7 protein-coding genes are annotated in these 13,036 nt (G+C 35.4%); 1 reads left to right on the top strand and 6 read right to left on the bottom strand.

The window, feature by feature from the left end; genetic code table 11:
* The 5 genes from ABXT06_RS20445 to rpsF all read right to left on the bottom strand — a co-directional run.
* On the bottom strand, nucleotides 1-6,763 hold a 6,763-nt coding region (locus tag ABXT06_RS20445; protein WP_502909069.1), incomplete at its 3' end, for an Ig-like domain-containing protein.
* Nucleotides 6,764-7,926: 1,163 nt separating this feature from the next.
* A complete protein-coding gene (locus ABXT06_RS20450) occupies nucleotides 7,927-8,400 on the bottom strand; it encodes a DUF6495 family protein (protein WP_354592396.1) in 474 nt (157 codons plus the stop codon).
* A gap of 131 nt (nucleotides 8,401-8,531) precedes the next feature.
* Entirely contained in the window at nucleotides 8,532-8,972 is a 441-nt protein-coding gene (rplI, locus tag ABXT06_RS20455) for a 50S ribosomal protein L9 (protein ID WP_177210020.1), read from the bottom strand.
* Between the two features lie 66 nt (nucleotides 8,973-9,038).
* The gene (gene rpsR, locus ABXT06_RS20460) at nucleotides 9,039-9,335 is read right to left on the bottom strand and encodes a 30S ribosomal protein S18 (RefSeq protein WP_002987043.1); all 297 of its coding nucleotides are present in this window, start codon (nucleotides 9,333-9,335) and stop codon (nucleotides 9,039-9,041) included.
* A 5-nt stretch (nucleotides 9,336-9,340) separates the two neighbouring features.
* Complete coding sequence (gene rpsF / locus ABXT06_RS20465; protein ID WP_068842999.1) at nucleotides 9,341-9,682, bottom strand: 30S ribosomal protein S6; 342 nt, start codon at nucleotides 9,680-9,682, stop codon at nucleotides 9,341-9,343.
* Between the two features lie 177 nt (nucleotides 9,683-9,859).
* Here rpsF and ABXT06_RS20470 point away from each other — a divergent pair, with 177 nt between their 5' ends.
* Nucleotides 9,860-10,558 carry a LytR/AlgR family response regulator transcription factor gene (locus ABXT06_RS20470; protein WP_008463025.1) on the top strand — a complete coding sequence of 233 codons (699 nt, stop codon included), beginning with the start codon at nucleotides 9,860-9,862 and terminating at the stop codon, nucleotides 10,556-10,558.
* A gap of 10 nt (nucleotides 10,559-10,568) precedes the next feature.
* Here ABXT06_RS20470 and priA read toward each other — a convergent pair whose 3' ends face one another.
* Nucleotides 10,569-13,019: a replication restart helicase PriA gene (gene priA / locus ABXT06_RS20475; protein ID WP_354592397.1), complete on the bottom strand. Its 2,451-nt coding sequence runs from the start codon at nucleotides 13,017-13,019 to the stop codon at nucleotides 10,569-10,571.
* Nucleotides 13,020-13,036: the final 17 nt, after the last annotated feature.

Consider the following 13,036-nt stretch of genomic DNA (forward strand, 5'->3'; position numbering starts at 1 on the left):
ACCAAACAATATTAGTCTCATTTGTCTGGATGCTTGCAAATGTAGGAGCATTTGCCAAACAGAAGTTTTGCGTTCCTGCAGTAACCAATGTTGGTGTTCCCGGATCATTAACTATCACATCAACCGTCAACCTTGTGGCGCTCTCGCAGCCTGTTACAGGATCTGAGATAGCCGCAAAATACTGACCTGTTGTTAGAGCCGTAGTAGATGGAATTAATGTTCCGCCTATTGCAGCTGTATACCAAACAATATTTGTTTCGTTAGTTTGGATGCTGGCAAATGTCGGAAGGTCTTCTTTACAGAAACTTTGTGTTCCCGCAGTCACCAATGTCGGTGTTCCCGGATCATTTACAATCACATCAACTGTCAGTCTTGCAGCGCTCTCGCAGCCAGTTGTCGGATCTGAGATAGCCGCAAAATACTGGCCTGTTGTTAGAGCTGTCGTAGATGGAATCAATGTTCCGCCTGTTAAAGCCGTATACCAGACAATATTTGTTTCATTAGTTTGGATGCTTGCAAATGTCGGCGCATTTGCCAAACAGAAATTTTGTGTTCCCGCGGTCACCAATGTCGGTGTTCCCGGATCGTTTACATTTACTGTTACTTCTAATCTTACTGAGCTTTCACATCCAGTAACTGCATCAGTTGCAGCTCCATAATAAATTCTGCTTACTAATGGAGTAGTTGAAGCAATTACGTTTCCTCCTGTATCAGCATCATACCAAATTACATTGCTTTCATTTACTTGAATATTTGCAACTGTAGACGAAGAAGATAAACAGAAATTCTGAGTACTTTCTGTAGTTGTCGGTGTATTTGGATCACTAATAATGATTACTGCATCTTGTAATGTTCCTGCTAAGTTTTCGCAAGTATTAGTGCTTGCAACAGCAACATAATATGTTTTAGGACTTACTGCTTTTGTTAAACCTGAAGCGGTTAAAACACCGGCAACATCTATAGTATAAGTAACTCCTGCAATAACATCTCCATTTGTAATAGGCTGTGTTTTATTAGCATCTAAATACCAAGTGAATACTGGGCTTGACAATGATGGTGCTGAAGGCGTTAATATCGCTGGAACTCCATTACAAACCGTTGTATCATCAACTAAAATATCATTTACTACTGAAGGAGGCAATATTGTGAATGTAATTTGTTTTCTATCTGCAGCTGCAGTTTCACACAATTCATCTGAACTCACTCCAACAAAATAAGTATAAGTTCCTGGAGTCAATCCATTTACTATCAATTGTGCAGTTGTTTCACCTGGAATTAATTGACTTGTTGTTCCATCAAAACGATACCAATGATAAACAGGATTTGTTAAAACTGGTGTTCCGCTTAAACTTGTTGCTAAAGTTACAGTTCCAGAAGCAGAACAAATTGATGTTGCTGTTCCTCCGTTTAAAGTAATATCTGTCAAAGCATTTACTGGAGCAGAAGCTTTTACTTCAACAGTAACTTCTCCTCTCGCGTAATTCTCGCAACCATAACGAACTGGCTGTACATAATATCTATAAATTCCTGCAGTTAAATTATCTGGCACTGTAAAAGTAGGTCCAGTAGCCACTAAGTTTCCTCCTGTCTCTGCATCGTACCATCGATAAGTAGAACAAGCCACTTCGGGTATTTGGAGCGTAATATCCGTTCCTGGACAGACCGTTATTTTATTCTGCGGATCTGCACCTATAACAGTTGTGTTAGCTGTTCTTTCTACAGTATGAACTCTTAAGAAATCTAACACTCCTGCAACCCCTCCTAAACGAATTCTAACTCTATCATAAATTTCTGTTGGAGAAGAAACCAATACCATTGCCAATGTATTTCCTGGCAATAATTTTATACTTAATAAAGTACTTGTATTTTGGATTGGAGCACCAACTGCCACATTTCCTAAATAACGCTGCACTGAAAACCCTGTAAGTAGATTCACGCTTAAAAGAGTGCCTGGTTTAGAAACCACAATTCTTAAAGTATCACTAAGAACAGAAGGTGTTTTAAATTGCACCGTTAAGTCTGCAGCTGCTAAAACTCCTGCCCCGCTATACATTGTTGCAAAAGTAGTCACATCATTGTCAGCAACATTCCAAGCATCACTCACTCCTATTAAAGCAGTTGCTGCGCCCACAGGAAGGTTTATGTCTGTTGCTCCATAAAATATATCCTGAATATCTCCCGGAGTACATGTTACAGCTGTAACTGGCTTTTTATAATAAGCCTCAAATACTTTTGTGTTTTGTGCAACACTTAGAAGTGAAGAAGACACAATACGAATACCATCATAATTTTGCGGACCAGATGCATCGGAAGGAACAAAAGTAAATTCATAAGTATTATCTCCTGAAATTAATTTTAATAGCGATCCTGACACAGGCTGCATTGCTCCAATAAGATTTCCTCCGATAGTTCCTACTACCGATAAGTTCTCTCCAACAGCCAATAAACTATATTCAGATCCTAATTTAACCGTTACTGGAGTACCTTTAGCAATAGGAGCTGACCAGTTTAAATTTTGCCATGTTGTACCAACTCCCAAAAGTCCCAAACCTGTAGTAATTGTTGAGAATGTCTGGGGATTTCCATCTACTGCATTAGCACCGTTTGTAACAGTTCCAATGATTATTCTGCCATCAGACTGTGTAGAAGCATAAACTCGTTCTGTTAAGTTTTGACAGCTTGTAAGGTCTATCACATTGATTACCTTAGTGGCAGTTGCAGTACAAATTCCGTCACTTGCAACTGCGGTATAAGTATATATTCCAGGGATATTTAATGGCCCCGTTGTAAATGGAGGTCCAGCAATTGGATTTCCTTGTGGATCAAACCAAGTAATTGTTCCTGTAGAAACTGCATTTAATGGAACATCTGTTCCAACATTTACAGATTCTTGCGGATTAGTAACTATCAAACTTGGTAAAGCATTAATTGTCACCGTTACAGTTTGTTTAGCTGAAGGACAAGTGTCACCAGCAAGCTGTGCTTCTATTGAATAAACCCCGCTTACTGTTATATTAGCTGCAGCATCCGCAGTTATCACATTATTTGAAGGATCATAAAAAGTATAAATAGTCGCTCCTGTTGAATCAAAATTAGTGATTGCATTTACTAAATTAGCACTTCCACAAGCTTGCAATGGAGTAGCGATAACAGTTAAAGACGTTGTTGAAGGGAAATTAACTGTTACTTGTTTTAAATCTCCATTCACATTCTCACAAGTACCTCCATTCACTGCAGATATATATAAATTGTAAGGAGAATTCAAAGCGGTCAAACCAGTTAATGAAAGATCACCAGTAATAGGGTCTTTTGCAAATGTTATACTTCCATCTATACTTCCATCTACAATTTCTGTTGCTTTATTTTGATCTTTATAATATTTAAATGTAGCTCCTGCAATTGTTGAAGTAGGTGCTACAGCCGCTGTTCCAGTACAAGTAGCTTCAATCGGACTTGCTATTACAATATTTGCCTCTGTTGGGATTTGTAAAACAGGAACAGTAACTGGCTGACGAACACTATTTATACATATTCCTCTTACCGCCTCTATATAAAAAGTAGTTGTTACTGTTAATGCACCAGTATTATAAGTGCTTGTATTAGTTGCTAAAGCAGTTCCACCGCTCGCGTCAGCATACCAATTAATCGTATCTCCTGCAGTAGTAGTAGCAGTTAAATTTGCCGACTGTCCAGAACAAATTGCAGGTGATATACCCGTAATAGCAGCTGCTTTATATTTAAATGAAGCACCATAAATATCCAATTCGCTTAAAACTGTAGCAACGCCTCCTAAACGTATTTGAACTCCAGAAAAGTCAGACCCAGCAACAAAGCTAGCTTTAAAACGATTTCCCCCTAAAAGCTGCACATTTAAAAGATTGTTGATAGAACCTCCATCACCATTATTTGTTCCTCCGTTATAACTTTCTAAAGCGATATACGAAAGAGCGCCAATATCTAAAACGCCTGTTGGCAAGCCAAGTTCCACTTCAATAATATCTCCCTGAAATCCTAAATTTGAAAAATCAAGCTTTTGTTGTATGTAAGCTCCTACTCCAACTACATTTTGAAGAGTTGTTGCGGTATCAAAATCATTGTCTACCGAATTTCCTTCAGTGCCTAAAACGGCTGTACAGCCAATACATAATCCATTTGTAGAAATGGTTTGCTGGAAAGGTCGTAAACAAGAAGTAATTGCTGCTGGAGGTGTCACCACAACATTAATTGCTGTTCTAGTACTGCTTAAACAATCAGAAGTATTTCTGGCAACAACATAAAATGTTTTGTTTGCTGTTAATGCTGGTGATGGTGTGTAACTAGGACTGTTAGTTACGAGAGCTGGTCCTCCAGTTGGCACATCATACCAGTCATAAGCAATTTGAGAAACAGGGTTAGAAACTTGTAAAGTCACTACCTGTCCTGACTGAATAACTACTGTTGACGATGCTACAGTAGGTGCGGCTGGTAGTGGGCTGACACTAAGTGTAACCTTAGTGCGAGTTGGACTCGAACAATTTCCTATTACCTCCTCTACAAAATAATCTGTAGTTGCGTTCAATGCTGGAGTTGTAAAGACATTGCCTGTAAACACTAAATTTCCGCCTGTATTATACCAATTATAAGTAGCTCCAGCCACTGGTGCTTGTACTGTAATAGTAGATGTCTGTCCAGCGCAAAGATTCACTGGAGTAGGCGTGACAGCTGGTGCTATAGGATTATCAATTGAAACTTGAACCGATGATCTTTCACTATTCACACAGCCATTTCTCGTAACCTCAAGATAATAAGTCGCTGGTGCAGTTAAAGCTGGCGTTATATAAGACGCTGTCGAAGCCAATGAAGTGCCTCCCGTAGGAACATTATACCATTTAACTGTTTCCCCTACTGCTAGTGCAGCAGTTAAAGTGGTAGTTGCCCCACTGCAAATAGTAGTATTTCCAGTAATCGCAGGGTCTTTATATCGGTAAGTTGCCTGATAAATGTCCAAATTAGTTAAAAGACCTAAAACTCCTCCTAAACGAACCTCTACACGATCAAAATTGGCACCAGCTGTAATGCTAGCTCTATATTTAGTACCACTTAATAATTGCAAAGTAATTAGAGGATTATTAATCGCAACTCTATCATTATTATAAGTCGCCCCATTGTAGGTTGCCAAACTAATTACGCTTAGCAACTGAACATCGGCTAAACCTCCTGGCAATTCTAAGTCAACATCAACACGATCTCCTGCTTTTCCAGGATTAGTAAATTGCAATGTTTGCTGCATAGATCCTAATACATTCACAGGAATAGTGAGTCTTGCTGCAGTTGCAGGATTTCCGTCTACGGAGAAATTCGGATTTGTAGCATTACACAATAAACATATTCCCACTTGGCTAGTTACCTGACTGCTGGCTTCAAGACATCCTCCTAAAGCTGCTGGCTGAACCGTTACAGTAACTGGTTCTCTAGTTGCACTAACGCAATTTCCATTTGGACTTTGCGCTTCAACATAATAGGTTTTAGTAGCTGTTAAAATTGGCGTGGTAAAAGTGGCTGTATTTGTAGCAACCGCTGTTCCGCCAGTGGCCGTTTCATACCAATTTAATTGTGCCCCAACTTCTGAAGTTGTTGCATTTAACGTTGCATTCTGACCAGATTGTATTGTTACACTTTGCGTCAAAACTGTTGGTGTAGCAGGAACAGCTGTAGAAACAACATTCGTTTGTATTCTATTACTTATACAGCTTCCAATAGAAGCTTCTACAAAAAATGGAGTAGTCCCTAAAGGAACTGTAGGTGAATAAGTTGTACCTGTTGCTAATGCAGGCCCTCCAGTTGAAGCAGAGTACCAAGAATAAGTTGTTCCTGGAACAGGATTTACAACTGATAAAGTAGTCTGCTGTGTCGCTCCTGTAGAACAAACTGTAAGCCCCGTGTTACTAATTGCTGGGGCAACTGGATTAGAAACATTTAAAACAACAGGCACACGAACATTTCCTTCGCATCCTGCAGCTCTAGTTATTCCTATATAATATGTAGTATTTGCTGTTAAAGCAGGAGTTGTATACGTATTTCCTACTGCTAAAGCTGCCGTAGAAAACTCAGAACTATACCAAGCTAGGGTAGTACCTGCTGCAGGTGTTGCGGTAAGAGTTGTCGGAACTCCAGAACAGACAGTCTGTGATAAACCGCCTGTTACGGTTGGCTGAGCAAATTCTAGTCTAACATCGTAAACTCTTAAACTTGTTAGAAGAGCTAACAAACCTCCTCCAACTTGAATTTGAATTTGGTTGGTATCACCCGTAATAGGAAATTTTGCAACGGCAACAGTATTGCCGCTTAGCAAATTCAAATTCAAAAGCGGACTATTTAATGCCACACTTGAACCGACATTGGTTCCCGAATTTTTAGCTTGAACTGTTGCATTTGACAACAAAGTTAAATCAAGTAATCCGTTGCCAGTACCAATGTATATTGCAACTTGGTCACCGGCTCGGGCAGTTTGATTTAAGGTCAATGTTTCTTCTGCAAAACACCCAGCTACTGCAATACCATTTGATAAGGTCGCATAAGTAGATAAGCCAGCGCTATCAAAAGCATTGGCAGGACTATTAACATCTACTCCTAAACACAAAAGCCCTCCTCCCGCACTATTTGTCTGAGACACAGGTCTACAAATAGTCTGAGAGAATGCATTAGTGCATATAAAGAATAACATTAAAAGTCCTAATAATCTCATTTGAGGATTGAGACTACAAAAAGTAAATTTTTTTTTCATAATTTGGAAGATTAGAAAATGGACAATAAAACACCTCTTGCAGTAAGTGCGAGCACCTACGCAATAAACAATCAATTAAAAATCAAACAGTTAAAACAAATCCTAGTAACTTATAAAAAAGCTACTGAATTCTGTTTTAATAAAAAAAATATTGAATTCGGTATATCTAAATATACCTGAGAACATATTCTATCTTCAAGAGACAAAATAAATTCCGCATTTTTTGAGGAAAAATGATTGCAGTCAATTTCCCTAGAGGAGTGATTTGTTGCAGGCCTAATTTTCATAACGAAAATTTTAATTTAAAGTAGAATGGGGATTCTATATATATGTCGATTCGTTTATTAGAAAGTTGATTAGGCATTCTAAACTATCTAGCTTGCAAAAGCTAATATGAATCTCTTTATATCCAATAAAATTATTGCTCCTTATAATCAGCCCGCAAAATGGGGCAGCTACAAGAGAGCAAACTAAAATGTAAACCTTTTGAAAAAAAATTAGATGTCGTATAACGATTAAAAATTTTGCTGAGATGAAGCAAGCTTAATAGGATAAAGTATAAAGCTAAAACAAAGGAAACAACTAAAGTAAATTTGATAAAGAAAGTAATTGTCAATTCCATACACAGACTTATTAAGTTATTATTTAATTTTCTATAATTTCAATCTCAACAGCAAAAGAAAAATAATTCAATCTTTTTTGCTTAAAAAACCAAAAGAAAAACTTTGTTTAACTTTTGTTACCTAAAATTAGGAAAAACAAAAACATAAAACAAGAATAAAATTCTTATAATTTATTCATGAAACTTTAATTTCAAAATTACAAGTCGCCAAAAACATTAGAAAAAACGCTACATTTAACATAAATTAATTGTTATTTACTCATTAAACAAAATATTAAACAAAATATGTTAAATCGATATAATTAAAGCATATTCTTACAATTTAGATTGATTTATCGGTAAAACTATCCGTAATTAAGGCCAAACATGTTCATGTTTTTCTAAAAAACTTAAATTTTAAAAAAGTTTAAAGAATTTTAAAAAAACGCGTAGAAATACGGGGCAAAAAACAACAAAAAGATTGAACAAAAGTTAAAAAACAAAAAAAGACAAGCATTTAATTAATAACTGCTTGCCTTCTAAAAGCTTACTTAAACTTAAACTAAGATTCTATAATTGTGTTAATTTGATTGAATAATTGGCCGTCACTTAAAAAAGCACCTTGTTTAATCAATTCAAAAATTGAAAAATTACGCTCTTCTGTAAACACCTTTTTCCCTACTTTCATTTCGATATTCTCAGTAAACATATTATCACTCAACCACTGAAGCCCTTCTTTTGTCAAAAAATCAACATCCAAAGAAAGTGATTTCAAAACAATCGATTGAATGTAAGTATCAAAACAATGAAACAAAAATATATGGCTTTTAGAAAAGTGCTCTAAATATTCTGCCCTAGACAATACACCTTCCCAAATTAAATCCGAAAAGACATCAAGTTCCTGTTCTGCTACTTCCGGCTTATTAGTTTTAAGCTCTTCCCACTCTTTCCTATCTATAGCTTGTGTAGCCAAAAAACTTGCAAATTCAGCGTGTAATTCGTCAAATTGTTCTTTTGTTAGTCTTGCGTATTTCATTTCCTTTTTAAGCTTTATGTTTATGCTGTAAGCTCTAAGCCTCAGCTATAAATCTAATTATTAATGTCAGTTTTATATTAAACAAAAAAATCCCGATTTACATCGGGATTTTAATATAGATTTTAAAACTATTACTTTTCAGCAACAATTTCGTATGGTAACTCAACAATTACATCTCTGTGTAAACGGATACTTGCACTGTATTTTCCAGTACGTTTTACGATACCACTAGTGATGAATTTTCTATCGATAGCGTTTCCAGATTTTTCTAAAGCTTCAGCAATGTCGATGTTTGTGATAGAACCAAAAAGTTTTTCTCCACCAGCTTTTGCAGAAATTTTAATTTCAAGAGCTTTAATTGCCTCAGCCAATGATTTAGCATCAGCAACAACTTTAGCTTCTTTGTGTGCTCTTTGTTTTAGGTTTTCAGCTAAAACTTTTTTAGCAGAAGGAGTTGCTAAAGTAGCAAAACCTTGAGGAATCAAGAAGTTACGACCGTAACCAGGTTTTACAGATACTACATCATCTTTAAATCCTAAGTTCTGTACGTCTTGTTTTAAAATAATTTCCATGTTGTTGTCCTTATATTTTAGAAGTTAGGTTCTGCTTGAACAGAAACCAGCGACTAGATTTTTATACTATTTTAATAAATCGGCCACGTATGGCATTAAAGCTAAGTGACGAGCTCTTTTTACAGCTACAGAAACTTTTCTTTGGTATTTTAATGAAGTTCCAGTTAAACGACGAGGAAGAATTTTTCCTTGCTCGTTAACGAATTTCAATAAGAAATCAGCATCTTTATAATCGATGTATTTGATTCCTGATTTTTTGAAACGGCAATACTTTTTAGTTTTGTTAGTTTCAATGTTTAAAGGCGTTAAATATCTGATATCTCCGTCTTTTTTTCCTTTTGCAGATTGCTCGATTGTAGACATAATAATTACGCTTTAGTAGATTTTAATTTTGCTCTTCTTCTCTCAGCCCATGAAATAGCATGTTTATCTAAACTTACAGTTAAGAAACGCATAACTCTTTCATCACGTCTGAATTCAGTTTCAAAAGCTAAAAGAACTTCTCCAGCTACTTTGAATTCGAATAAGTGATAAAAACCACTTTTTTTGTTTTGGATTTCGTAAGCCATTTTTTTAAGGCCCCAATCCTCTTTCGATACCATTTCAGCTCCTCTACTAGTAAGAAATTCTTCAAATTTCGTTACTGTTTCCTTCACCTGAACCTCAGATAAAACGGGATTTAAAATGAAAACAGTTTCATAATGATTCATAAATAAAAAATTTATTTGTTAAAATTGGGTGCAAAAGTAAGCATTTAATTTATATATGCAACAGTTTTTTCCTTTTATTCGTCATAATGCAAAAAAGATGCTCCAAGTTTAGTTTTTTTTACAAAAAAATAATACATTTACTACTGCTATCCTGAATTTATTCTAAATTTAAATGTTATGAAACTAAATTGTGTTGTCGTAGATGATAGTTCTATACAAAGGACAATTATTGCCAAATTGGTTAATAATCACCCAGGCTTGCATTTAATCGGGGATTTTTCTAATGCAATTGAAGCAAAAAGTTGTATCTCATTAAATAATATCGATTTAATATTTCTTGATATAGAAATGCCAGTTATTAACGGCTTTGATTTTCTTGACGGATTAAAATCAAAACCGCAGATTATATTTATCACTTCTAAAGCCGAATATGCATTAAAAGCTTTCGATTATGATGCTACCGACTATCTTCAAAAACCAATTGCAGTAGATCGTTTTAATGCCTCTGTAAAAAGGGCAATTGATATGCATTTACTTAAAAAAGATATCAAAGAAGAAGAAGGCGAACATATATTCATCAAAAGTAATCTTAAAAAACTTAAAATCTTTACTTCAAAAATAAAATGGATTGAAGCTTTTGGAGATTATGTAAGAGTAGTAACGGAAGATGACAGTAATCTGGTACTTTCTACTATGAAATCTTTTGAAAATGATTTATCCAAAGACAAATTTATCCGTGTTCACAAATCCTATATCATTAATATAGATAAGGTTGAGCGCTTTAATAGTAAATTTGCTGAAATAGGAATTACCAAAATACCTTTAAGCCGAAACAAAAAAGAAGATCTTGTAAAAGCACTTTCAACTTCTTCTTAATTATGCCGTCTTAATAGAAATCTACATTAATCACAACTTTTATAGCTCTATACTGAGCCACAGCTTCAAAACTATTCAGCATTTTCTGAATAGTTTTTTTTGTATTCCCTAAGTGAAGATTTTGCGGAATCTTAATTAATATAGTTCTGATATATTCATTTCGTATTCTGCTTATCGCTGGTTCTTCTGGCCCTAAAACTGGCATTCCTAAGTTTTGATTCAAAACCTGATATAGCCACATCGCTCCCTCTTTCAGTTTATCAAAATCTTTATGCTTTAGCGTAAGCTTTATAATTCTAAAATAAGGCGGATATTTATAAATTTGTCGATCATACAACTGCTCTTTATACATACCTATATAATTATGATCTGTAACTTGCTGAATTGTATTATGATTTGGATTGTAAGTCTGAATAACAACTTTACCTTGTTTTTCTGACCGTCCAGCTCTTCCCGCAACTTGAGTCATCATCTGAAAACTACGTTCAAAAGCCCTAAAATCGGGATGATGAAGCATATTGTCAGCATTCATAATTCCAACTAGACCTACATTATCAAAATCAAGCCCTTTGGCTAGCATTTGTGTGCCAACTAGAATATCAATTTCACGATTTTTAAACGTATCTATTATCTTTTCAAAACCAAATTTACCGCGCGTTGTATCCTGATCCATTCTGGCTGTTTTTGCTTTAGGAAAAAGTAAAGACAACTCCTGCTCTATTTGTTCTGTACCAAAACCTTTTGTTGTCAAATCTATGCTCGAACAGTTGTGGCAATTAGTTGGTTTTGCAATTGAATAGCCACAATAATGGCATCGAAGCTGATTTTTGTGTTTATGATAAGTCAAACTAACATCACACTGCTGGCAATGTGGAACGTGACCGCAAGTCATACATTCAATTATAGGCGAATATCCTCTTCTGTTTTGAAACAAAATAACTTGTTCGCCCAATGACAATGATTCAGCAATTTCTTCAATTAAAAGATCACTAAAATGCCCTGTCATTCTTTTTCTGAAATGTTTGTCTTTTATATCAACCAAAACCACTTCAGGCAAACGAACATTTTTATAACGCTCAGAAAGAGTTACCAATCCGTATTTATCATTTTGTGCATTAAAATAAGTTTCTATACTAGGTGTTGCTGAACCCAATAGTACTTTAGCCTTATGAAAATTAGCCAAAACAATCGCTGCATCTCTCGCATGGTATCTTGGCGCAGGATCCGTCTGTTTAAAAGTCTGTTCGTGCTCTTCGTCAACAATTAATAATCCCAAATCGTTAAAAGGCAAAAACAAAGCTGATCTTGCTCCTATTACGATTTGTGCTTTTGGCGAATTCTCAAGCGTTTGTCTCCAGACCTCAACCCTTTCATTATTACTATATTTAGAATGAAAAACCGCAACTTTATCCCCAAAATGAAGACGCAGTCTCGAAACAAGTTGCGTCGTAAGCGCTATTTCTGGAAGCAAATACAAAACCTGTTTTTCAGTCTGTAAATATTCCTCAATTAATTTAATATAAATTTCGGTCTTTCCGCTCGAAGTAACTCCATGAAGCAAACATACTTCTTTTTCCAAAAAGCTGTTTTTTATTCCAGAAAAAGCCTTTTCCTGAGCTACACTTAACTTTAACTCTTTTTCTGTTTTTTCTCCATCAAATACAACTCGGTCATGTTGCAAATAGTACTCTTCAAATATTTCCTTTTCAATTAGAGATTTGACAGCTGCCGATCCTGCATTTGAAGCCTCTGTAAGCTTTTTTACTGTTATCGGCTTTTTTTCTGAAGCACTGATTTGAAAATAAGTTAAAACAATTTCTCTTTGTTTATTGGCATTTTTCAACACAGCTAACAGCTCTTCCAAACCATTGTCTGATTCATATTGTGAATGCAATTTTACATATCGAACCAATTTAGGCTTGTAAGTTTCTTTTATTTCTTCATCCAAAAAAATAATATCCTTAGCAATCAATTTTTGCAGAATCGGAAGTATATTTTTTTTATTTAAAATTGAAACAATTTCCTGAACTTTTAAAGAACTCTGATGGTGCAAAGCTTCATAAATCAAAAACTCATCATCAGAAAGTTCGCTGTCGTTTACGGCAACATCAGGTTTATGCGAAATAATAGTTTCACTTTCCAATAGTAATCCGCTTGGAAAAGCTCCACGATATACATCGCCAATACCACACATGTAATAACTTGCCACCCAAAGCCAGTGCTTAATCTGAATTTCAGTAGCAATTGGTTTTTCGTCTAAAATCTGATGAATTTCTTTGGCTTCATACAATGTTGGAGCATTTTCATGAACATCCAAAACAAGTGCTGTATATATTTTGCTTTTACCGAAAGGCACAGCAACCCGCATTCCTTTTTTAAGGAAATGAAATTCAGCCTCAGAAACTCGATAAGTAAATGTCTTAGCTAAAGAAAGCGGTAAAATGACTTCGATAAAATGCATGCAAAATTTTTATAGGC

Source organism: Flavobacterium sp. UW10123 (assembly GCF_040538975.1).
Taxonomy (GTDB): Bacteria; Bacteroidota; Bacteroidia; order Flavobacteriales; family Flavobacteriaceae; genus Flavobacterium.